We start from the raw sequence: 23512 nt of genomic DNA on the forward strand, positions 1-23512 counted from the left end.
TCATGCCTTGGCACCGCGCCGGCCAGAGCCGACCAAGGGGGCGGAAACGCTGTCCAGCGGCCAGCGCGAGCGCGGCGCGAAATCGGCGGCGTTCTCGCCGGCCATGCCGGCGCGCAGCCGCTCGATGCCGGCCCAGGCGATCATCGCCGCATTATCGGTGCAAAGCTTCTGCGGGGGCGCCACGAATGCAAAGCCGGCTTCAGAACAGAGCGCCTCGAGCGTGGCCTTGATCGTCCGGTTGGCGGCCACCCCGCCGGCGACGACCAGCGCCGGCTTTGCCTTGCCGGGAAATTCCTTGCGGAAACGGGCGAGCGCACGCGCGACACGATCGCCCAGCGCATCGGCCACCGCCGCCTGGAAAGAGGCGCAGATGTCGGCGACGTCCTGGTCGCTGAGCGGCGCGATCGCGCTCGCCGCCTGGCGCACCGCCGTCTTCAGCCCGGAGAAGGAGAAATCCGGCTGCGCCGAGCCCTTCATCGGACGCGGGAAGGCAAAGCGGCCCGCGTCGCCGCTTGCCGCCGCCTTCTCGACATTCGGCCCGCCCGGATAGGGCAGGCCGAGCATCTTGGCCGTCTTGTCGAAGGCCTCGCCCAGCGCGTCGTCGATGGTCGTCGCCCAGCGCTGGTAGTCGCCGACGCCGCGCACCGCGACGATCTGGGTGTGGCCGCCGGACACGAGCAGCAGCAGATAGGGGAAATCGAGGCCGTCGGTCAGCCTTGCCGTCAGCGCATGGCCTTCGAGGTGGTTGACGGCGATCAGCGGCTTGTTGGCGGCGGCGGCGATCGCCTTGGCGGTCATCAGTCCGACGATCAGCCCGCCGACCAGACCCGGCCCGGCCGTTGCGGCTATCGCATCGACCTGGTCGAGCGAAACATCCGAATCGGCAAGCGCTGCCTCGATGATCCCGTCCAGCGCCTCGACATGAGCGCGCGCGGCGATCTCCGGCACGACGCCGCCAAAGGCGGCGTGCTCCTCGATCTGACTGAGCACGACATTGGAGAGGATTTCAGGCGCGGAGCCGCCGTCCAGCGCCACAACGCTGGCCGCCGTCTCGTCGCAGCTCGTCTCAATGCCCAGAACGCGGATCAATTCGTCGCTGTCCATGAAGATTGTGTCATCGGTCATTCCCAATTAGGAAAAGGCCCGACAGACCTCGTATGCCGGGGGTTATCACGGACCGCGCGCCATGCAAACAACCTTGAAGATCGGAACCCGCGGCAGCCCGCTGGCGCTCGCCCAGGCACATGAGACACGGGCGCGGCTCATGCAGGCGCACGGCCTTCCCGAACAGACGTTCGAAGTGGTGCCGATCTCGACCAGCGGCGACCGCATCCAGGACCGGCCGCTGTCGGAGGCGGGCGGCAAGGGCCTGTTCACCAAGGAGATCGAGGAAGCGCTGCTCGACGGCCGCATCGACATCGCCGTGCATTCCTCGAAGGACATGCCGACGGTGCTGCCCGCCGGGCTGGAGCTCTCCACCTTCCTGCCGCGCGAGGACGCGCGCGACGCCTTCATCGGCAAGACGGCGAAGCGGATCGCCGACCTGCCGCACGGCGCTACGGTCGGCTCGTCGTCGCTCCGGCGCCAGGCGCTGATCCGCCGGATGCGGCCGGACCTCGATGTGGTGATCTTTCGCGGCAATGTGCAGACGAGACTGCGCAAGCTGGACGAGGGCGTCGCCGAAGGCACCATCCTCGCCTATGCCGGGCTGAAGCGGCTCGGGCTCGAAGGCGTCATCACCGACCTGATGCCGCTGGATGTCTTCCCGCCGGCGCCGGGGCAGGGCGCGATCGGCATCGAAAGCCGCATCGGCGACGGCACGGTAGAAAAATTGCTTGCGGCCATCCGCGATGTGGCGACCGGCCAGGCATTGGCCTGCGAGCGCGCGTTCCTCGCTGCGCTCGACGGCTCCTGCCGCACGCCGATCGCCGGCCATGCGACGATATCGGGTGAAAAACTGTCTTTCGCCGGGCTGATCATCTCGCCCGACGGCACCGAGTCGCATGAGGTCAGATTGGACGGCCCGGCCCAGGACGCGGCGGCGATAGGCGCGGAAGCCGCGCGGACGGTGCGCGCCAAGGCCGGCGCAACATTCTTCGACGGCTGGGCCTGACATGCTCCGCGTCCTGGTGACGAGGCCGGAACCGGGCGCCTCGCGCACGGCCCGGCGGCTCGAAGCCCAGGGATTTCAGCCCGTTCTGCTGCCGCTGACCGAAACGGCGGCGCTGCCGGTCGAGGCAAGTGTCTTGCCCGCGGCTGCCGCCGTCGCCGTCACCAGCGCCAATGCGGTCCGTCATGCGCCCAGGGAACTGGTCGCGGCGCTTGCCGCATTGCCTTGCCATGCGGTCGGGGAAAGGACGGCCGAAGCCTGCCGCGCGGCCGGATTTGCGTCCGTCTCAGAAGGTCCGGGCGACGCCGAGGCGCTGGCTGCCGCCATAGCCGGCGAGCTCGCAGACAAGGAGATGGTCTACCTTTGCGGGCGCGTGCGCTTTCCAGTGTTCGAGGAACGGCTGACGGCAGCCGGAGTGCGTGTGTGGCCCGTCGAGACCTACGACACGGTCGAGCTGGACTATGGCGATGACGACGTCATTGCCCGGTTGTCGGGCACGGCTGTCGAGGCGGTGCTGCTCTATTCGGCCAAGGCGGCCGCGGCGATGATTGGCCTCGCCAGCCGCCCAGCGCTGCGGCATCTCTTTAAAAGGACGGAGTTTCTCACCCTTTCAGGCCGTGTCGCCAAGGCCTTGGACGGAATCGGCGGGCAGAACGTCCGTATCGCCTCGCAACCCGACGAGGACGCGCTGCTGGCGCTTTTGTCGCTGCCGGGCTGAGCCGCGTCATCACACCGCCCCTTTTCACCGCTTGGTGATGTGCTAGAGCATCCCCTAGACCCTTTGAACCATCCTCAAGCCAATTCGCGGAGCCCAAGCATGGTCAAGACGCCTAAGGTGCGGCATTCGAAGAGCCGCCGCGAGCCGGTGACGATCGAGCTCGAGCCAGGCGCCGTCTCGCGAATCGCCGACGAGGATGCCGCCAAGGCCGAGACCAGTACCGGGCAGACCGACGAGGCGAAGGCGGAGGAAGCCGCCGCCGCTTCTCAGCCGGAGGCTCCGGAAGAGCCGATCCATGCCGAGCAGGCCGATATCGAGCCCTGGGAGCACGCCGATTCGGCGCAGGCCGGGACTGGCGGGTCCGAAGCGAAGAGCAAGGACGAGGCGGAAGCGCCCTATCCGGGCGGTGAAGAGGCTCCGAAAAGCGAGCCAAAGGGCTTCGGCTACGATTTCGAGGATGCGTCCGGCGCCAGCGCTGCCGCAGCGGCGCCAAGGCCGAGCGCGGCAAGCAGCAACGATCGTGTTGCGGCGCCATCCGGGCGTGCCGGAGTGCGCACCATCGCCGCCGGTGTCATCGGCGGCGTGATCGCTCTTGCCGGCGCCGGTCTCCTGCAGGCGGTCGGCTTGCTTGGCTCCCCGGCCTCCAGTGGACCATCGCTCGATGGCGTCAACGGCGAGATCGCATCGCTCAAGGGTGAAATCGCGGCGCTGAAGCAAGCGGGCGACACCGGCGCTTCGGCCAAGGTGGACGGCCTGTCCTCGGCGCTCGACCAGGTGAAGTCCGATATAGCGGCACTGAAATCCTCGGCCGGACAGAGCGGCGATGGCACCACGATCAAGGCGCTCAACGACAAGGTCGGCCAGATCGAGACGGCCGTCGCGGACCTGCAGAAGGCGAGTGGCGCCGCGCCTGTGGACCTTGGACCGCTCAACGAGAAACTCGCCGGGCTCGACGCGCTGGTCAAATCGGCCGGCGACGCGGCCAAGGCCGAGGACGGCCGGATCGCGGCGCTGGAACAGTCGGTGCAGCAGCTCTCCGGCAAGGTCGAGGCACAGGCCTCGCAGCCGAAGATCGCGCTGGCGATTGCCGCTTCGGCGCTGAAGGCGGCCCTCGATCGCGGCGCACCGTTCGCGACCGAGCTCGATACTTTCGCAGCGATCGCGCCGGACGCGCCGGAGATCGCGGTGCTGCGTTCCTATGCCGAAAAGGGCGTGCCGACCCGCGCCACGATCGCCTCGGAGGTCGAGGCCGCCGCCAACGCCATGGTCGAGGCCGCGACGCCGGTCGACCAGAATGCCGGCTTCTTCCAGAGCCTGGTGTCGAGCGCCGAATCGCTGGTCAAGGTGCGGCCGGTTGGCACCGTCGAGGGCAAGGGCGCGCCGGAGACCGTGGCGCGCCTGGAGGTCGCGGTCAACCAGGGCGACTACGCCAAGGCGCTCGGCGAATATGACACGCTGCCCGACGCGGCGAAGTCGGCGGGCGCCGATTTTGCCGGCAAACTGAAGGCGCGGCTGGAGGTCGAGAAGCAGATCGACGCGCTGATTGCCGGCGCGACGAAGGCGTGAGGACCGTCCGATGATCCGCATCCTCATCTTCCTCGCCGTCGTCTTCGCGCTCGGGCTGGGCTTCGCCTGGCTGGCCGACCGCCCCGGCGAGATGCTCGTCACCTTCAACGGCTACCAGTACCAGGTCACGCTGATGGTGGCGGCGGTGGCGATCGTCGCCGTGGTCGCCGCGGTGATGATCCTGTGGTGGCTGGTCAAGTCGCTGTGGAACAGCCCCTATACGATCTCGCGCTATTTCCGGGTGCGCCGCCGCGACCGCGGCTATCAGGCGCTGTCGACGGGCATGATCGCGGCCGGCGCCGGTGACGGCGCGCTGGCGCGCAAGAAGACCAAGGAAGCGGCCAAGCTGATCAGCTCCGACCAGGAGCCGCTGATCAACCTGCTCGACGCGCAGGCCTCGCTGCTGGAAGGCGACCATGAGGGCGCGCGGGAGAAGTTCGAGCGCATGCTCGACGATCCGGAGATGCGGCTGCTCGGCCTGCGCGGGCTCTATCTCGAAGCCGAGCGGCTGGGCGACCGCAATGCCGCGCGCCACTATGCCGGCCGCGCGGCGGCGGTGGCGCCGCAGCTTGCCTGGGCGGCGGAATCGACGCTGGAAGAACTGACCGAGCGCGGCGACTGGGACGGCGCGCTGAAGCTGGTCGAGGCGCAGAAATCGACGAGACAGATAGAGCGCGATGCCGCCAACCGCCGCCGCGCCGTGCTGCTCACGGCCAAGGCGCAGGCGCTGGCCGACAGCGACCCGAACGCCGCCAGGACCGCGGCGCTCGAAGCCAACAAGCTGGCGCCCGATTTCGCGCCGGCGGCGGTCATCGCCGCCAATATGCTTTTCCGGCAGAACGACGTTCGCAAGGGCTCCAAGGTTCTCGAAATCGCGTGGCGGGCGGAACCGCATCCGGACATCGCCGAGCTCTACACCCATGCGAGGCCGGGCGATGCCGTGCTCGACCGCCTCAACCGGGCGAAGAAGCTCCAGGAGATGAAGAAGAACCACGCCGAATCGTCGATGGCCGTGGCGCGCGCCGCGCTCGATGCGCAAGATTTCGCCACCGCGCGGCGCGAGGCGGAGGCCGCGATCCGCATGGATCGCCGCGAGGGCGCCTATCTGCTTCTGGCCGACATCGAGGAGGCCGAAACCGGCGACCAGGGCAAGGTTCGGCAGTTGCTGTCGAAAGCCGTGCGTGCACCGCGCGATCCGGCTTGGGTCGCCGACGGCGTCGTCTCCGAACGCTGGGCGCCGGTGTCGCCGATCACCGGCAAGCTCGATGCCTTCGCCTGGCGCGCGCCGATGGAGCGGCTTGGCCAGCTGATCGACAGCGACGCGGACGTCGCGGCAGTGCCGGCAATTCCTGCGGCACCGTCCGCCGTACCGAGCGAGAAAGCGATCGAAATCGTCCCCGATCGCCCGACCGACAAGCCGGCGGTCTCGAACGGTGGCGAGAAGGACGCTGCCGAGGCCGCGACCGATGCAGAAACCATCGGGCAGGCCAAGGATCTGCCGCGCCTGCCGGACGATCCGGGCGTCGCGCCGGAAGACGAGGCGGAAAAATCGCCGCGCCGGTTTCGTTTGTTTTGAGGCTGGTCTTGGCGGACAGGGAAAAAGTGTCGATGTTCGAACGCGTATTGTCCTTCCTGAGGGATTTGCCGGCCGGCGAGGTCAAGCCGAGCGCCGACGATCCGCGCGTCGCGGCCTCGGCCCTGCTTTACCATGTGATGAACGCCGACGGCGTGCGCCAGGATGTCGAGTGGGAGCGCTTCAAGGAGATTCTCTCCGAAACCTATTCGATCAGCGGCGACGAGCTCGACGCGCTGGCGGCGGCCGGCGAGCGCGCCGACAACGAGGCGATCGACCTCTACGCCTTCACCAGCGTGCTCAAGCGCCATCTCGACGCCGAGGCGCGCAAGGCCTTCATCGGCCTGATGTGGGAGATCGTCTACGCCGATGGCGAGCTGCACGAGCTCGAGGACAACACCGTCTGGCGCGTCGCCGAACTGATCGGCGTCGAGCGGCATGACCGCATCGAGGCGCGCCGCAAGGCGGCGGCCGAGGCGCCCGGCGCGCGCGGAACGTCGAGCGACGAATAGAGGAAACTTCTCCTTCCATGCCACCCAGACCGAGGCCGAGACCCAAGATTCTGATAGTGCTGCATCAGGAGACTTCGAGCCCCGGCCGCGTCGGCCATATGCTTCTGGAGGAAGGTTTCGATCTCGACATCCGCCGGCCGCCGCTCGGCGACGAATTGCCCTCAACGCTGGACGGCCATGCCGGCGCGGTGATCTTCGGCGGACCGATGAGCGCCAATGACGAGGACGAATTCGTCCGCCGCGAGACCGACTGGCTGGAGATACCGCTCAAGGAAAACCGGCCCTTTCTCGGCATCTGCCTGGGCGCGCAGATGCTTGCCAATCATCTCGGCGGTAGGGTCGACGGCCATGACGAAGGACTGGTCGAGATCGGCTGGTATCCGCTCAAGGCAACCGAAGCCGGCAAGAAGCTGCTGCACTGGCCGGAGATGGTCTATCAGTTCCACCGCGAGGGCTTTTCGCTGCCGAAGGAGGCGACGCTGCTCGCGACCGCCGAAACCTATCCCAACCAGGCTTTCCGTTATGGCGAGAACGCCTGGGGCATCCAGTTCCATGGCGAGCTGACCAGGGTGATGATGCAGCGCTGGGTGGTGCGCGGCGCGCATCGCTTCGAATTGCCCGGCGCCCAGCCTGGCCGCGATCATCTCGGCGGCCGGCTGATCTGGGACATGCATTTGAAGCGCTGGCTTGGCGAATTTTTGGGCCTGATTTTTGGCAGGCCGGTGGTGGGGTAGGGCAAAAGCCAATTGCCCTGAGTGGCTGAGCTTGACCGGAGACGACTTGCGCCTGCCGAGGTGTGGACGACGGCTCTGCGCCTCATGTCGGTCGTTCAGGTGAACTTTGCCGCCCCCTCAGAGCGGACGTCGTGACACGCGCCCGCATTATAGGCTTGGGACGCGAAGGACCGCTTACAGTAGCTGAACGGCAGCTTGTCGAAGGCTCCGACCGATACCGGACCGTCGGTTGCCGGCCTCATCTCGTCCGTAGAGATCAGCCGCGTCCTGAAAGCAGACATCGCAAGCGAGGACTCCGGAGGTCGCGGTTGCGCTACTCGGCAGCCGTCTCCGATGGCGCCTCTGCCGGCCCCGAAGGCCCGGCCTCGGCATGCGGCTTGCGCCGTGAAAACAGCGACCTGAGCGTGACGTAGAACACCGGCGTCAGGAACAGGCCGACGAAGGTGACGCCGAGCATGCCGGAGAACACCGCGGTGCCGAGCGACTGGCGCATTTCTGCGCCCGGGCCTGTTGCGATCATCAGCGGCACGACGCCGAGGATGAACGAGAAGGCGGTCATCAGGATCGGCCGCAGCCTGAGGCGGCAGGCTTCGACTGCAGCCTCGGCGGCCGACAGGCCGCGTTCCTGCGCCTGCCGCGCGAATTCGACGATCAGGATCGCGTTCTTGGCGGCAAGCCCGATCAGCACGATGAGGCCGATCTGCACGAGGATGTTGTTGTCCAGCCCTCGGAAAGTCACGCCGAGCAACGCCGCGAGCACGCCGAGCGGCACCACCAGCACGATGGCGAACGGCAGCACCCAACTTTCATATTGCGCCGCCAGCGCCAGGAACACGAACAGCACCGACAGTCCGAAGATATAGACAGCGGCATTGCCGGTGTTGCGCTCCTGATAGGCGAGCTCGGTCCATTCATAGGAGGTACCGGCCGGCAGCGTCTTTGCCGTGATCCCCTCCATCAATGCCAGCGCGTCGCCCGTGGAAACGCCGGGCGCGGCGTTGCCCTGCAACGGCACCGAGACGTACATGTTGTAGCGCTGGACCAGCGCCGGACCGGTGACATCGCGGATCTCGATCAACGTGCCGAGCGGAACCAGCGCGCCGGTCGCCGAGCGCACCTTCAGTTTCAAGATATCGGCGCGATCGAGGCGGAACGCCTGATCGGCCTGCGCCCGCACCTGGTAGACGCGCCCGAAAGCGTTGAAGTCGTTGACATAGGCGGTGCCCAAATTGATCGACAGCGTCTCGAAGATGTTGGGGATCGGCACGTTCAGGATGCGCGCCTTGTCGCGATCGATCGCCAGGAAGAATTGCGGGCTCGAGGCGGAGAACGTGGTGAACACGCCCGTCAGCCCCGGCGTCTTGTTGGCTTTGCCGGCGATTTCGTAGGCAAGCGCCAAGATCTGCCGCATGTCGGCGCTGTTGCGCTCCTGGATTTGCAGCTTGAAACCGCCGGCATTGCCGACGCCGCGGACTGGCGGCGGTGGCAGTGCGATAATGAAGGCTTCCTTGATGCTTTGCAGGCTGCCGAACAGATTGCCGATGACCTTGGTCGCCGACTGGCCGGCCTTCAGCCGCTCGTCAAACGGCTTGAACCTGGCGAAGATCACGCCCGCGTTGCTGGCATTGGTGAAGGTCGCGCCGGAGAAGCCGGCGAAGGCGACTGCGTAGTCGACGCCAGGCGTTTTCTGGATGATCTGCGACGCCTGCTGGATGACCGCATCGGTTCTCGACAGCGAGGCGCCGTCCGGCAACTGGACGACGACGATCGCATATCCCTGGTCGAGCGACGGAATGAAACCGCGCGGCACCGTCTGCACCATGTAGACGGTGGCGTAGATGAGGGCCGCGAAAACGGCTAGCATGGCGCCGATCGCTATCCGCGAGCCGACCAGCACGCGGATGATGCTCGAATACCAATGCGCGACCCTGTCGAAGCCGCGATTGAAGCCGTCGGCGAGCGCCCGTCCGAACCGCGCCAGGAAAAAGCGCGGCGGCGCCGCCGCAGCGTGGTGCGGCTTGAACAGCAGTGCGGCCAGCGCCGGCGAAAGCGTCAGCGAATTGAATGCCGAGATCGCCGTTGACACAGCGATGGTGATCGCAAACTGCAGGTAGAACTGCCCAGAAATGCCGGGGATGAAGGCTGTCGGTACGAACACGGCTATCAGCACCAGCGAGATCGCGATGACCGCCGTTCCGACTTCGTCCATGGTTAGGTGCGACGCCGGATTGGGCGCCAGCCCACTAGCGATATTGCGCTCGACGTTCTCGACCACGACGATCGCATCGTCGACGACGATGCCGATCGCCAAAACGAGGCCGAACAGCGTCAGCATGTTGAGTGAGAAGCCGGCGGCGTAAAGCACCGCCAGCGCGCCGATCAGCGACACGGGGATCGCCACGATCGGCACGATTGCCATGCGCCACGATTGCAGGAAGACGATGATGACGATGATGACCAGCAGCATCGCCTCGAGGATCGTCTTGTAGACCTCGTGAATCGACTCGGCGACGAACTCGGTCGGATTGTAGACGATGTCGTAGCTCAACCCCTTCGGGAAGTCGCGGGAAAGCTCCTTCATCTTGTCCTGGATCTCCGCGGCTGCGGCGAGCGCATTGGTGCCCGGCCGCTGGAAGATGGCGAGCGCCACCGCCGGCTTGCCGTTGAGATAGGAGTTGGTGACGTAATCCTTGGCGCCGAGCTCGATGCGCGCCACGTCCTGCAGCGAGATCAGGCGGCCGTCGTCGGTCGATTTGACGATCACGTATCTGAAGTCGCGTGCGTCGTTGAAGCGGCCTTGCGTGGTGACCGTATACTGGAACGCAGTGCCGGTGCCGGTCGGCGGCGCGCCGATCGACCCGCCCGACACTTGGACGTTCTGGTCGCGCAGCGCCTGCACCACATCGCCCGAGGTCATCCCCAGGGCGGACAGTTTTTCCGGATCGAGCCAGATGCGCAGCGAATATTCGCGTTCGCCGAAGATGATGAGGTCGCCGACGCCGTCCAGTCTGAGCAGTATGTCGCGCACCCGCGAGCGGGCGTAGTTCGAGACGTAGAGCTGGTCGTAGGTATTGTCGGGCGACAGCATGTGCACGACCATCATCAGGTCGGGCGAGCTCTTGGTGGTGGTGATGCCGAGGCGGCGGACTTCTTCGGGCAGGCGCGGCTCGGCGACCGACACGCGGTTCTGCACCAGCACCTGCGCCTGGTCGAGATCGGTGCCCAGCTTGAAAGTGATGGTCAGCGCCATCGCCCCGTCGCCCGACGAATAGGACGACATGTAGAGCATGCCCTCGACGCCATTTATCTCCTGCTCGATCGGCGTTGCCACCGTCGCCGCGACCGTCTCGGCGTCGGCGCCCGGATACTGCGCGCGAACGACGATGGTCGGCGGCGCGATCTCGGGATATTGCGCGACCGGCAGCTGGGTATAAGCAATCCCGCCGAGGATCAGCAGGACGATCGAAACGACCGATGCGAAGATTGGGCGGTCGACGAAGAAATGTGCGAACCTCATTGCTGCAACCCGGCGGTCTCGGTCTTGGGCGGCAACGTCACCATCTCCACCTTCACCTTGGTGCCAGGCCTGGCGTGCATCAGCCCGTTGACGATGATTGTCTCGGCGCCGGTCAGGCCCGAGCGGATCACCCGATAGCCATCGAGAAGCGGTCCGGTGCGCACGGGCTTCGCCGACACCATTCCGGTCTCGTCCACCAGCAACACGATGCGCCGATCCTGATCGGCGCCGATCGCCTCGTCAGGCACCAGCACGCCGCTATGCGGCAGCGACCCCGGCACGTTGATGCGCCCGAACATGCCTGGCTGGAGAATGCCGTCGGGGTTGGCAAACCTCGCACGCACCCGCATGGTGCCGGTCGCGTTGTCGATCCGGTTCTCGGCAAAATCGAGCTTGCCCTTGAATACCGCCTGCTCGCGGTCGGCGACATGAACCTCCACATCGAGCCCGCCGCCGCCTTCCTGCATGCTGCCGCCACGCGCCTTCGCGTCGCGGGCGTAGCTGAAATACAGGCGCTCATCGACGTCGAAATAGAAGTCGATCGGATCGCGCGTGACGATGGTCGTCAGCAAGGTGGAATCCGGCTGCACGAGGTTGCCGACCGACACCAGCCGGCGGTCAATGCGTCCCGACAAGGGCGCCTTGATCTCGGTGAATTCCATGTTCAGGCTGGCCGTCGTCAGCGCAGCCGTCGCGCCCTGCATCTGCGCCTGCGCCGAAAGGTATTCCCGCCGGCGGTCGTCGACCGTGGCGGGCGAGATGTTGCCGGTCCTGGCAAGTTCGTTGGCGCGATCCAGCTGCATCTTGGAGAATTCGAGCAGGCTCTTGGCGACGTCCACTTGCGATTTGGCGGCATCATAAGCCGCCTGGTACGGACGCTGGTCGATGGTGAAGAGCAGGTCGCCCTTGTTGACCAGTGCGCCGTCCTGGAAGCTGACCTTGTCCAGATAGCCGCTGACGCGCGAACGGATGGCGACCTGGTCGACGGCTTCGAAGCGCCCGACGAACTCGTCGTCTTCGACGATTTCACGCACCACCGGCTTGGCCGCTGTCACCACGGGTAGCTGCTGGTCCTGCGCAAACGCAATGCTGCTGAAAGCCGTGCCGAGCAGGAATGCCGCCGACACGGCGGCGCGGGCAAGCCAACCGGGCGATCGACGGGGTCGCCCGGCCGCGTCGCGATGCAATTGCCCATTCCCTGGGGTGTCCATTTGCGTCCCCACTCGCTGGACCCGGAGGTCGGTTGATCCGCTTCTACGCTAAGGCTTGTCGTCGAGATCAGAGCACTGCAGTGTTGTGCATGGCAACATGATCATTTTCCATGTGGGCTGAAATGTCCACCCTGTGGCTGCCCCGCCACCCGTCGTCGTTGCCGCCAAGATGGGGCGCCAGCGGAATGGCACCTTTCTGGCCAGTTCGTCCCAGAACCGGACCGCCCGCTTCCGGCCTCATATCAGCGTCGAATCCTGCGGCTTGGATCGGGCGCCCAATCAATTCCGGCTGTTCAGATGCCTCACCTGCCGCAGCGCCGGGAACAGGTAAGCCCACAGCCCGGCAACCGCGACGGCGCCGATGCCGCCGATCACCACCGCCGGCACGGTGCCGATCAGCGCCGCCATGGTGCCGGCGCGGAACTCGCCGACCTCGTTTGAGGCGCCGACGAAGACCTGGTTGACGGCATTGACGCGGCCGCGCACCTCGTCCGGCGTCCAGAGCTGGATCAGCGTCTCGCGGATATAGACGCTGAACATGTCGGTGGCGCCGAGCAGGGCGAGCGCCGCGATCGACAGCCAGGTGATGGTCGAAACGCCGAACAGCACCGTGAAGGCGCCGAACAGGCCGACAAAGCCCAGCATGATCTTGCCGGCATGGTCGCGGATCGGATGGCCGGCGAGCCAGACCGCCACGGCGATGGCGCCAATGCCGGGCGCCGAGCGTAAGAGGCCGAGGCCCCAAGGGCCAAGCTCCAGTATGTCGCGCGCATAGACCGGCAGCAGCGCCGAGGCGCCCGACAGAAGCACGGCGAAAAGGTCGAGCGAGATGGCGCCGAGCACGATTTTCTCGCTCCAGATATAGCCGAATCCGGCAAACAGCGTCTGCATCGTCGGCTTGTCGGTGGCGGTCTGCTGGGCGGGCTTGGGAATGGTGAAGACGAGCAGCGCGGCGACGAGCATCAGGATCGCGGCGGTGGCGTAAGCGATCTCCGCCGAAAGGCCGTAGAGCAGGCCGCCGGCGACCGGGCCGACGATGGTCGCCGTCTGCCAGGCGGACGAGTTCCAGGCGATCGCATTGGCGAAATGCTCAGGCGGCACAAGATTGGCGACCAGCGAGGACGATGCCGGCCCGTAGAAGGCGCGGGCGATGCCGAACAGGGCGAGCACGATGAAGATTGGCAGCGGGCCGCCAAGGCCGCGCAGCGTCAGCAACAGCAGCGTGAGCGCGCAGCCGGCCTCGACGAGCGACGACAATGTCATGATCAGGCGGCGGCCGAAGCGGTCCGCGACGACGCCGGTGACGAGCACCAGCAGCAGCGACGGCAGGAACTGGACGATGCCGACGATGCCGAGGTCGAAGGGATTGCGCGTCAGATCGTAGATCTGCCAGCCGACAGCCACAGAGACGATCTGGGTGGCGAAAGTCGTGAGGAAGCGCGCCGTCCAGTAACTGAGGTACGGTCGGTGCCGGAAGGCGGCGTATCGCTGTTCGGGTGAAGTTGCTTCGATGGTCATGATTCAAGGGCCCCGTTGCGGCATTGGCCGGCGGGGCACTTCCACGGCGGGCGCTGGTCCGGCGGAAAACCCTTTAGCCCAGTTCGTCCTGCCGCGCGCGCAAAAAATCCGCGCCGGATGAAGGAAAATCCGGAATTTTCGTTCGCGACGGAAAGGGCTCAGCCTCTCAACGCGACCGAGATGGCCTCCAGTCCGCCGCGCAGCTCCGCCTCCTTCGGCCAGCCGAAGCCGACGCGGAAGAAGCGCTTCGGCATTTCGAACCAGTGGCCGGGGCCGACATAGGTACCGTGATCTTCGAGGAGCCTGGCGTAGAAGCGGTCGAGGTCGAAGCCGGCGTCGACGTTCAGCCGCGGAAAGCCGACGACACCGCCCTGCGGCCGCACCCAGTCGACCAGCGGCTCGCCGTCGATCCAGGCCTGGACGATGTCGCGGCGTTTCGCCATGTCCGGCAGCAGCGACTTGAGGAACGCGTCGCGGCGTTCCAGCACGGCGCGGGCGATCGCCTCGTCGATGACGCTGCCGCAGATGCCGATCTGCTCCTTGGCGGCGAGGAAAGTCTCCTGCAGCGCCTTGTCCCTGGTGACCAGCCAGCCGATGCGGATGCCCGGGATGCCGAAGGCCTTGGACAGGGAGGAGACGCCGATGGCGGCGGGACTGAGCGATGCCGCCGAGGGCAGCCGCTCGCCATAGGACAGATCGCGATAGGTCTCGTCGACCAGCAGGCGGCATTTGCAGCCCTCGGCAAGCGCGACCAGCGCGTCGAGATCGGCGCGGCTCATCATCGTGCCGGTCGGGTTGTGCGGGCAGGTGACGCTGATCAGCCTGGTGTTCGGCCGCACGGCTGCCGCGACGCGTTCGACGTCGATCGCGAAGCCGCTGTCGAAATCGAGATCGACATAGCCGATGGCGCAGCCGATTGCCTTGGGCGTCTCGATGTTGGTGGCGTAATTCGGCCGCACGACGACGAGATGGTCGTCGGCCGAAAGCAGCGAGGTGGCGATGATGAACAGCGCGCCGGCGGCGCCCGCGGTCACCAGCACGTCGTCAGGGGACAGCCCTTCGTCCTGGCCGGCGATCAGCGCGCGCAGTTCCTTGTCGCCGCGATGCTCGCCGTAGAACAGGGTGAGATCGGGCAGCGACAGCCCGATGTCGGAGAACTTCCGGTCGGCGATCGAGCTTTCGGAGAGATTGTAGCGGATCCGGTCGTAGCCGTATTCCTCCGGCGCTTCCTTCTCGATCACCATCCTTGCGTAGTTCATGGCCTGCTCCCCAATTGTTCGGCCTATCCAAGCCATAAAAGTGAGAAGCCTGCCAAGGCGCATTCGCCGGCAGGCTTCTCAACCATCGTTTCAGGCAATCCCTGGGCGGAAGGCTGCGGCGAAGGCGCCGAGCCCAACCGTTACGCACTTTTCCTGGAATTGCGCCGACGCAGCGGCGGAGGCAGGTTCTGCTTCAGGCGGTGGCTTTCGCCCTTCTTCCCCTGGCAGGCCTGGCGGGCGCTGCTTCCGCCTTGCGGCCGAGGCCGATCGACTTGGCGAGCTCCGAGCGCGAGGCCGCATAGTTGGGGGCGACCATCGGGTAGTCTGCCGGCAACCCCCATTTGGTGCGGTAGGCTTCCGGCGTCAGCCCGAAATGAACGCCGATGTGGCGTTTCAGCGATTTGAACTTCTTCCCGTCCTCGAGGCAGATGATGTAGTCGGGTGTCACCGAGCGGCGGGGATTGACCGCGGGGGTGGGCGGTGGCGCGGCCGGTGCCTGCGGCTGAGCAAGTCCGCCGATCGAGGCGGCGACGCTGGCAATGAGCTCGCTCAGACCTGCTACGGGCAGGCTGTTCTTCGCGACATAGGCCGATACAATATGAGCGGTCAGCTCGAGCAGGTCGGCCGCCTTCGGTGTGTTGGTGTCCTCGTCCACGTCATTCCTCCGTCTATGCCGCATGGTTCCGAAAATCAGGATATATATCGAGGCGTTGCCGCATCCCTTTTCTGCGTCCAGGCGACGCAACATGCGGCAGGCCGGCGAATTCCTAGTCGGCAAATCTGACCAGCGCAACGATCAGTCGCGCGGTTACACGTTATTTTGAACAACTATACTGGAATGAAATAATATCAGACGATCAGCGCCTTGTCGCGCCATAGTCGAAATCCGCCTTCGAAGGCGCGGGTGTTGTCGCCACGCCTGGATTTTTCCGGCAATTCATCGAGTTTTTCGACGTTGCCGCCGCCGATAACCACATAGTCGGGCTGCAAGGCGGCACGAAGCCTGTTTACGACGTCGAAAACGTATTTGCGCCATTTTTTCTTGCCGTGCTTCACCAGTCCGCGTTCGCCGACATAGTCCTCGAAGCTGCAACCTTTCTTGTAGGGAAGATGGGCAAGCTCCATCGGCTGGCCGACATGGTCGAGGATCATTGCCGCGCCCAGGCCCGTTCCCAGGCCGAGGAACAGCATGCGGCCGCCCTCGTAGCTGCCGATCGCCTGCAGCAGCGCGTCATTGACGACCTTGACCGGCTTGCCGAAAGCGGCGGCGAAATCGTAGCCGTTCCAGCCCTTGCCGAGATTGAAGGGATCGAGCGAAGGCTTGTTGTCCTTGACCGGGCCGGGATAGCCCATCGAAATGACGTCGTAGTCCAGCCCCTCGGCCAATTTCTTCACCGACGCGACGACCTGCTCGGGCGTCAGGCCCGGCCCTGACTCGGTGCGGCGCACCTCGCCGCCGGCGCTGGTGAGGATCTTCACGCGAGAGCCGCCGACGTCGATGGTGAGCACGATCTGCTCGTTTGCTGCCGCGGCCGGTTTTGTTGCTTTCGCCATCCGTTGCCTCCGAATTATTTCGTCGGGTTGATCCAGCCGTTGGGCGGGCCGAAGCCGTTCATGGCGTCAGCCGGTCCCCAGCTCTTCGGCTCGTAGATTTGCGGCGGCGTGGTGTCGCCAAGCACGGGGCCGACGATGCGCCAGGCGAGCTCGGCCGCGTCCTGGCGCGTGAAGAGCTGGCCGTTGCCGTTCATCGCGTCGCCGATCAGCCGCTCGTAGGGAGGCATGTCGCCCTTGGTGTCGTCGAGCGCGGTGAGCTCGACCTGCTCGCCGACCATGTCGTCGCCGGCGATCTTGCGCTGCGCGCCGATCGAGATCGCCACCTGCGGGTCAATGCGGAAACGGACATAGTTGGCATCGCCCGGCTTGATCGGGTCGAAGACGTCGAGGGGCGGCCGCTTCATCCGCACGATCACTTCGGTGGCGTGCACCGGCATGTTCTTTCCGGCGCGAATGAAGAAGGGAACGTCCCGCCAGCGCCAGGTGTCGACGAAGAAACGCACGGCGGCGAAGGTCTCGACCGGGGAGTTCGGCCGCACGCCGGGCTCCGCCAGATAGCCGTCGAACTGGCCGCGCACGACATCGTCCTTGGTCAACGTGCGGATGGCGCGGAGCACCTGCACCTTCTCGTCGATCAGGTCGTCGGCCGAGCGGCCGACTGGCGGCTCCATGGCTAAAAGCAAAAGGATGTTGAGCAGATGGTTCTCGATGACGTCACGGATGCAGCCGACATCGTCATAGAATTTGCCGCGCCCTTCGATGCCGAAATCCTCGGCCATGGTGATCTGCACGCTCTCGACGAAATTGCGATTCCAGATCGGCTCGAGGAAGGAATTGGCGAAGCGGAAATAGAGCAGGTTCTGGATCGCTTCCTTGCCGAGATAATGGTCGATGCGGAAGATCGACTGCTCGTCGAACACCAGATGCAGCACGCGGTTCAGCCAGCGCGCCGACTGCAGGTCGTGGCCGAACGGCTTTTCGATCATCAGCCGCGCGCCGCGCGCGGTGCCGGACTGCTCCAGCCCCTGGACGACGGTCTCGAACATGGTCGGAGGGACGGCCATGTAGTGCAGCGGATGCTGCGCAGGGCCGAGCGCGGTCTTCAATCTCTCGAAGGTGGCCGGGTCTCGATAGTCGCCGCTGACATAGCGCAGCAGCGAGGCGAGCTTGGCGAACACCTTGTCGTCGACGGCGCCCAGCGTATTGACGATGCCGTCGCGGGCACGGTCCACCAGCTTGCCAACGTCCCAGGGGTCGAAGGCGACGCCGATCACCGGCTCGGACAACGTCCCCTTGGCGACCATATGGTACAGCGCCGGAAATATCTTCTTGTGCGCAAGGTCGCCGGTCGCCCCGAAAAGCACCAGCGTGTCGGACCTCTCCTGGCTCATGCCGCCTCTCCCCTCACGCGCCGGTCTTCGGCTTCTCGACATGGCCGCCGAAGGCATAGCGCATGGCGGACAAAAGCTTGTCGGCAAAAGCGGATTCACCCTGCGAGGAGAAGCGGTCGAACAGCGCCGAGGAGAGCACCGGCGCCGGAACGCCGGTGTCGATCGCCGCCTTGAGCGTCCAGCGGCCCTCGCCGGAATCGGAGACGCGACCGCCGAACTGGGCGAGCGTCGGATCATTCTTCAGCGCGCCGGCGGTGAGATCGAGCAGCCAGGAGCCGATGACGCTGCCATGCCGCCAGACCTCGGCCACGGCGGGCAGATCGATGTCGAACTGGTAATATTGCGGATTTTCGAGCGGGCTGGTTTCCGCGTCCGCCGTCCGGTCGCGTTTGCCGGCGTTGGCCGATTTCAGGATGTTGATGCCCTCGGCATAGGCGGCCATGACGCCGTATTCGATGCCGTTGTGAACCATCTTGACGAAATGGCCGGCGCCGCTCGGACCGCAATGCAGATAGCCGAACGCCGCGGTTCCGGCGTCCTTCGGCGGGTTGGAGCCCGAGTCGGCGCCAGGCGCCAGCGTGGCGAAGACCGTATCGAGGTGTTTCACCGCTTCATCAGGCCCGCCGATCATCAGGCAGTAGCCGCGTTCCAGCCCCCAGACGCCGCCGCTGGTGCCGACATCGACAAAGCTGATGCCTTTGGTGGCAAGCTTCGCGGCCTGGTCGACGGCGTCATGGTAATAGGAATTGCCGCCATCGATGATGATGTCGCCAGGCTCCATGAGCGCCGCCACCTGGTCGACGATCCTGCCGGTGATCGCGGCCGGCAGCATCAGCCAGGCGCAGCGCGGCTTGGCAAGCTTGGCGACGAACTCCTCCAGCGAGGCGGCGCCGATGGCGCCGTCCTTGACCATGCCGGCGACGCTTGCCGAATTGATGTCGTAGACGACGCATTCGTGGCCGTCGCGCATCAGGCGCCGCACCATGTTGGCGCCCATCCTGCCCAGTCCCATCATTCCGATCTGCATGGTGTCATCCTAATAGCTTGAGGAAAGAATCTTACTGGCTGTCCGAAAGATCGATGCCGACGGTGAAGTCGACATTCTCCCAGCGGCTGGCTTCGGGCCAGAAAAAAGTGAAGACGATCGTCGATCCCGCCTGTAAACCGGCGACGGCCAGGTCGACCAGATGGACGCCGAAGGCGTTTTCGGCCGTCTTGTCGTCATGCACCGTCAGCCATTTGTCGCTGCTCCAGCGGACCACGCCGCGGGCGGCGAGCTCGACGCGCAGCACCTTGCCGGCGGGGATGGAGCGGATCTTGTTGTTGAAGCGCCAGATCCTGAAGGGCGACACTGTCTTGCCCTTGATGTAGCGCTCGACGCCTTGCGGCGGCAGGTCGAAGACCGCGCCGTCACGCAGCGAGCGCAACAGCTTGACGTGCTCGGCATGCGCCCAGACCAGCGGCATGGCGCTGCCGGAAGGCGCGCCGAGCCGCAATTCGCGCTCCGCTATGTCGGGTTTGTCCCAGACCTGCTCCGGCAGAAGTCCGCCCACACCCGCCGAGCGCTCGAAGGTATCGAGCAGTTCGGCCGCCTTGTCGGCCCGCCCCGCGGCCAGCTCGTAATGGGCGCGTTCGCCCGTGAGCAGCGGCCATGGCCGGCCTTGGCCGGTGCCGTCGAAAGGCCAGCCGTCCTCGTGCTCGCCATAGCCGTCGCCGGTGTAGCGGTACCAGAGCGGACCTTGCGGCAGAGCGCAGCGCAGCGTGGCGTCGATTGCCTTGACGGTGCTCAGGATGCGCGGATCGTCGGCGGCTCTCAGGCCGAAGCGGACCAGCGCCAGGGCGTCGGGGCTTATGATGGCCTCGGCCGGCCTGTCGCCCTCGCCGGGCGGCCGGTTCTTGATCGGCACGAAGCCGTCCTTGGGCGAAGCGGCGCCGGCAGCGTCGGGCGGCGCGATGCGGACATAGTAGCCATCGATGCGTTCCCTGGCGCAGAGCTCGGTGCCTGTGACATAGGTCCAGCGCTCGATCTCCCCGTTCCAGCAGTCGGCGGTCTCGCGGAGATAGTTTGCCGGCTCATTTTTCTCGCAAGCGTCGAGCATGTCGGCTGCGGCGAGCAGCGCCGCGATCTCCACGGCCAGCGTGAACGGGCTGTAGCCGGCGTCCTCCTCCCACCGGTCCTCGCCGGTGACCGGGCCGTTGCGCGCGACATAGGAGGCAGCGCTTTCGATCATGGACAGGAACTCGCCGAGCTTCGCGCGCGGCAGATGGCCAGCGCGGCGAAGGGCATCGGCGAGCAGCAGCGGAAATGCGCATTCATCCATCTGGATGCCTGGCCAATAGGGCGTTCCGCTCGACCAGCAATTTTGCGGCCAATGACCGTCCGGCTGCTGGATCGAGCGGAGATAGGTCAGGATCTCGAGCGCCTGCCTGGCGTCACCGGCGGCGAGGAAGCCGCCCGCCGTCTCGACAAGGTCGCGCGGCCAGACCAGATGATAGCCGCCGAGATCGTCGTCGCCCTTGTTGAACCCCCAGGGGATCGAAAGACTGGCGACGGCCGCTCCGGGCCTGGCGATCGACAGATGCGAGGCGAGCACCGCGGTGCCGACACGGTAGCTGTTGATGCCAGAGGCGGCCTGCCGGTCGAGCTTTTCCAGGCCGGCCTGGAATTTCCGCCAGTTGGCGACATAGGTTTCCGCGGCAGCCTCGAAGCCGTCCTCCAAACTTGCCAGCGCGATCTCCGCCGCCTCTTCCGGCCAGGCGCCGAAGCCAAGCGCCAGCAAGGCCGTGCCGGTGCCTGCCGAGAAGCCGATCTCGCCGGTCAGCGCCACATTGCCGTCCCCCGCCCGCTGGCAGGCCGGGTCGAGCGCGCCGCCGTTGCGGAGCTGCTGCCAGCCGTCGGAGACGCCGACATAGCCGGCCGAGCAGGCGCCCCAGGGCAGCGAGGCGGCAAGCGCGACCGAAACGCCGCGACCTGACGCAAAGAGAATGCGCTCTCCCTTATGCTCGCCGACCCAGGCCATGTTGCCCATGCCGGCATTGACGAGGTGCGGCGCGAGCAGCGCGTAGACGCGGTAGTCCGAAGCCGAGCCTTTGAGCGCCGCGAAGGTGATTTCCTGCAGCAGGACGGGGCGTTTCGTATCCGTAACGATGCGCTTTTCCAGCCGGTAGGAACCATCGACCGCCGTGTTGGCCAGGCGGTAGGCCGGCACGCCGCTCTCGAAGGGCTCGATCACGTGCAGCGTATCGCGCTTCTCTTCCGAGAAGGAGCCGCCAGGGCCGGTGACCATCAGCCCCATGTCGCGCGTGCAGGCGCTGTCGAGGCGCGGATAATAGATCTCGTTCAATATGCCGTGGCTGATGGTGAACCAGAGCGGGCTCCTCGCCGAAAGCGCTGTGCCGACGCCGCTCTTGGCGCTCGACGTCCAGCGCGCGGGTATTCCTGGGGCGCCCTGAGCAACGGTCGGCGTCACTGCCATCAACTGGCCTCCTGCCATCGTTCCTAGACCAGGAGCCGGCGGCTTTTCAATCGTCGCACCTGAAGTTGATCTCGTCACCGTCGCGTCAGCCGTCGTTGACAGGGGCACCGTCAAGCGCTCACTATTTTGCAAGCAGGGAGGAATGCGGGAAACAAGGCTTACAGCCGTGCCGTATGGGCATGGCGTGCCTTTCCGCGGCATTCATCCGGCGGCAAGGGAGGAGACATGTCGGAGGTATCTCCCCAGCTGATCGACCGGCTGCTCGCGATCTCGCGGGCTTTGGCCGGGCATATCGATCCGGGCTCGGCATTCCGGGCGACGGCGATCGAAATCGGCACGCTCATCCCGCACGACCATATCGATCTGGCGGTGCTGTCGCTCGATGGGCGCATGCATGCCTGCTACGAGGCCGGTTTCCATACCAGCTGGAGCGATCTGGCGCAGCATCCGGTCGAGGGCAGCCCGATCCGTCGCGTGCTGCGGGGCGAGACGCCTTATCTGTTGTCCGACAATGCGCTTGTCGACGACCGCTTCCACTTCGAGGGCGCGTTCGACGGGCCGATCTTCGCCGCCAAGCTGCGCAGCCGCATCATCGTGCCGCTCAGGGCGCGCGGCAGCGTGGTCGGCGCGCTCAATATCAGCCGGCACGAGGCCGGCTGCTACACGCAGGCGGACGTCGACGTCGCCCAGCAATGCGCCGATCTCATCGCACCCTATATCTTCGCGCTGATCCAAACCGAGGAAGCGCGCCGCGCCATGCTCGCCGAAAGCGAGGCGCGCAACCGGGCGGAGCTGCTCAGGGTCGGTGCCTCGCAGCTGACCGCCGGCATGGAGCGCGAACGCCGCCGCATGGCGATGGACCTGCACGACCAGACGCTCGCCGACCTCGCCCGCATCGCGCGCCAGGTCTCGGCCTTCCGCAGCCGGGGCGTGGCGCGGACGGCCCAGCTTGCCGATCTCGAGCAGGAGGTCGCGGGCTGCCTGGCGGAGCTGCGCCATATAGTCGACGACATGCGGCCGAGCGTGCTCGAACTGTTCGGCCTGCGCGATGCGGTCGAGGCGCATCTCAACCGCAGCGTCGCCAGGGCCAAGCCGCCGATCGCGGTGCGCATCGCCGACACCAGCGACGGCAGCGCCGACAGCCTGTCGGAAACGCTGCGGACGGCGCTCTACCGGATCGTGCAGGAAGCCATCAACAACGCGGTGCGCCATGCCGAACCGAGCCGCATCGAGGTGCAGCTGGCTTCGACAGCAACCACGTTCAGCGTGACCGTCACCGATGACGGGCATGGCTGCGGCGCGGTCGATCCTGCCGCCCAAGGCGGCATCGGCCACATGCATACGCGGGCGGCACTTGTCGGGGCGCGGCTGCGTTTCGAGCCGGCCAGCCGCAAGGGCGGCACGCGGGTCGTCATCGAGATCGACCGCGAGCCCGCGGCGAGCGAGGTTTCGGCGCGCGGCGCCGCGGCGAACGAGGATAAGCCGGTGGCGGAGGCGTTCTGATGTTGGTGATGATCGCGGAAAACGACGGCCTGCACCGCACCTTCGCGCGGCGCACCGTCGAGCAATTGTGGCCGGGCGACGTCGAGGTGATCGAAGCCGGCGACGGCGAAGACGCCATCAACCTGGCGGCCGAGCGGCAGCCGCCGCATGTCGTGCTCGACCTGCAGCTGCCCAAGGCGACCGGCATCGAGGTGGCTCGTGCCATCTGGAGCCGGCGCGCCGGCACGCATATCCTGTTCTGGTCGAATTTCGCCGACGAGGCCTATGTGCGGGGCGTGGCGCGCATCGTGCCGCCGGGATCGGTCTATGGCTATGTGCTGAAATCGGCCACCGAAGAAGGCATGCGCTCGGCGCTGCGCGGCGTCTTCCGCGAGGGGCATTGCATCATCGACCGCGAGATCCGCGGCATCCAGCACCGCGTCCAGGACCGGTTCGAAGGCATCACCGACGGCGAGTATGAAAGCCTGATCGACATCGCGCTCGGCCTCACCGACCGGGCGATCGCGGCCCGGCGCGGGCTGTCGATCCGCGGCGCGCAGAGCCGCATCAAGCATGTCTACGACAAGCTCGGCATCGTGCCGCCGGAGGAGGGCGCGGGCGAAGCGTCGGTCTTCAATTCGCGCACCCGCGCGATCTATCTCGCCATGGCGCGCGGCCTGATCAACATCGACGCGCTGCGGCGCGAACAGGAGCAGCTCGACGCCTGGCTCGCGCAGGCGACGCCGCTGCAGGATCACTGATCGCGCCGAGTCCGGAAAGCGCCCGAAGCGACCGACTGTGCAAAACCACAGTCGGCGATGCGCTTAGACCGCTATCGCCTCGCTCATGTCCCGACTAGGCTTTTGTCTGACAAGAAGAAAATATCGGGCA

18 protein-coding genes are annotated in these 23512 nt (G+C 66.1%); 8 read left to right on the forward strand and 10 right to left on the reverse strand.

Annotated features, from left to right (window positions below; translation table 11 throughout):
• Positions 1 to 1086, reverse strand: a complete 1086-nt coding sequence (gene tsaD / locus QAZ22_RS05000) for a tRNA (adenosine(37)-N6)-threonylcarbamoyltransferase complex transferase subunit TsaD (RefSeq protein ID WP_278207790.1) — start codon at positions 1084 to 1086, stop codon at positions 1 to 3.
• Positions 1087 to 1186: 100 nt separating this feature from the next.
• On the opposite strand from tsaD, the gene hemC reads away from it, so the two are divergent.
• The 6 genes from hemC to QAZ22_RS05030 all read left to right on the forward strand — a co-directional run bounded on the left by hemC (position 1187) and on the right by QAZ22_RS05030 (position 7213).
• Positions 1187 to 2113 (forward strand): hydroxymethylbilane synthase, encoded by a 927-nt coding sequence (gene hemC, locus QAZ22_RS05005; RefSeq protein WP_278205886.1) that lies wholly within the window; start codon positions 1187 to 1189, stop codon positions 2111 to 2113.
• A 1-nt stretch (position 2114) separates the two neighbouring features.
• Complete coding sequence (locus QAZ22_RS05010) at positions 2115 to 2828, forward strand: uroporphyrinogen-III synthase (protein ID WP_278205888.1); 714 nt, start codon at positions 2115 to 2117, stop codon at positions 2826 to 2828.
• Between the two features lie 99 nt (positions 2829 to 2927).
• The gene (locus QAZ22_RS05015) at positions 2928 to 4394 is read left to right on the forward strand and encodes a phage tail protein (protein WP_278205889.1); all 1467 of its coding nucleotides are present in this window, start codon (positions 2928 to 2930) and stop codon (positions 4392 to 4394) included.
• A gap of 10 nt (positions 4395 to 4404) precedes the next feature.
• Complete coding sequence (locus QAZ22_RS05020) at positions 4405 to 5970, forward strand: heme biosynthesis protein HemY (RefSeq protein ID WP_278205891.1); 1566 nt, start codon at positions 4405 to 4407, stop codon at positions 5968 to 5970.
• Between the two features lie 32 nt (positions 5971 to 6002).
• Entirely contained in the window at positions 6003 to 6479 is a 477-nt protein-coding gene (locus QAZ22_RS05025; RefSeq protein ID WP_278205892.1) for a TerB family tellurite resistance protein, read from the forward strand.
• 17 nt (positions 6480 to 6496) lie between these two features.
• Positions 6497 to 7213, forward strand: a complete 717-nt coding sequence (locus QAZ22_RS05030) for a glutamine amidotransferase (RefSeq protein ID WP_278205893.1) — start codon at positions 6497 to 6499, stop codon at positions 7211 to 7213.
• Between the two features lie 313 nt (positions 7214 to 7526).
• Here QAZ22_RS05030 and QAZ22_RS05035 read toward each other — a convergent pair whose 3' ends face one another.
• The 9 genes from QAZ22_RS05035 to QAZ22_RS05075 form a co-directional block, all read right to left on the reverse strand.
• A complete protein-coding gene (locus QAZ22_RS05035; protein ID WP_278205895.1) occupies positions 7527 to 10730 on the reverse strand; it encodes a multidrug efflux RND transporter permease subunit in 3204 nt (1067 codons plus the stop codon).
• Complete coding sequence (locus QAZ22_RS05040; protein ID WP_278205896.1) at positions 10727 to 11941, reverse strand: efflux RND transporter periplasmic adaptor subunit; 1215 nt, start codon at positions 11939 to 11941, stop codon at positions 10727 to 10729. The genes QAZ22_RS05035 and QAZ22_RS05040 overlap by 4 nt, the downstream gene beginning before the upstream one ends.
• A 279-nt stretch (positions 11942 to 12220) precedes the next feature.
• Positions 12221 to 13459, reverse strand: a complete 1239-nt coding sequence (locus tag QAZ22_RS05045; protein ID WP_278205897.1) for an MFS transporter — start codon at positions 13457 to 13459, stop codon at positions 12221 to 12223.
• Positions 13460 to 13617: 158 nt separating this feature from the next.
• Entirely contained in the window at positions 13618 to 14718 is a 1101-nt protein-coding gene (locus QAZ22_RS05050) for an aminotransferase class I/II-fold pyridoxal phosphate-dependent enzyme (RefSeq protein ID WP_278205898.1), read from the reverse strand.
• Positions 14719 to 14911: 193 nt separating this feature from the next.
• Entirely contained in the window at positions 14912 to 15373 is a 462-nt protein-coding gene (locus tag QAZ22_RS05055; RefSeq protein WP_278205899.1) for a MucR family transcriptional regulator, read from the reverse strand.
• A gap of 194 nt (positions 15374 to 15567) precedes the next feature.
• The gene (locus QAZ22_RS05060) at positions 15568 to 16272 is read right to left on the reverse strand and encodes an ROK family protein (RefSeq protein WP_278205900.1); all 705 of its coding nucleotides are present in this window, start codon (positions 16270 to 16272) and stop codon (positions 15568 to 15570) included.
• A gap of 14 nt (positions 16273 to 16286) precedes the next feature.
• A complete protein-coding gene (gene zwf, locus QAZ22_RS05065) occupies positions 16287 to 17663 on the reverse strand; it encodes a glucose-6-phosphate dehydrogenase (RefSeq protein WP_278205901.1) in 1377 nt (458 codons plus the stop codon).
• A 13-nt stretch (positions 17664 to 17676) separates the two neighbouring features.
• The gene (gene gnd / locus QAZ22_RS05070; protein ID WP_278205902.1) at positions 17677 to 18690 is read right to left on the reverse strand and encodes a phosphogluconate dehydrogenase (NAD(+)-dependent, decarboxylating); all 1014 of its coding nucleotides are present in this window, start codon (positions 18688 to 18690) and stop codon (positions 17677 to 17679) included.
• Positions 18691 to 18721: 31 nt separating this feature from the next.
• A complete protein-coding gene (locus QAZ22_RS05075; RefSeq protein ID WP_278205904.1) occupies positions 18722 to 21139 on the reverse strand; it encodes a glucan 1,4-alpha-glucosidase in 2418 nt (805 codons plus the stop codon).
• Positions 21140 to 21364: 225 nt separating this feature from the next.
• Here QAZ22_RS05075 and QAZ22_RS05080 point away from each other — a divergent pair, with 225 nt between their 5' ends.
• Both QAZ22_RS05080 and QAZ22_RS05085 read left to right on the forward strand, forming a co-directional pair.
• The gene (locus QAZ22_RS05080) at positions 21365 to 22642 is read left to right on the forward strand and encodes a GAF domain-containing protein (protein WP_278205906.1); all 1278 of its coding nucleotides are present in this window, start codon (positions 21365 to 21367) and stop codon (positions 22640 to 22642) included.
• Positions 22642 to 23382: a response regulator transcription factor gene (locus QAZ22_RS05085; protein WP_278205907.1), complete on the forward strand. Its 741-nt coding sequence runs from the start codon at positions 22642 to 22644 to the stop codon at positions 23380 to 23382. The genes QAZ22_RS05080 and QAZ22_RS05085 overlap by 1 nt, the downstream gene beginning before the upstream one ends.
• The last annotated feature ends 130 nt before the right edge of the window (positions 23383 to 23512 follow it).

This window comes from Mesorhizobium sp. WSM4906 (assembly GCF_029674625.1).
Taxonomy (GTDB): domain Bacteria; phylum Pseudomonadota; class Alphaproteobacteria; order Rhizobiales; family Rhizobiaceae; genus Mesorhizobium.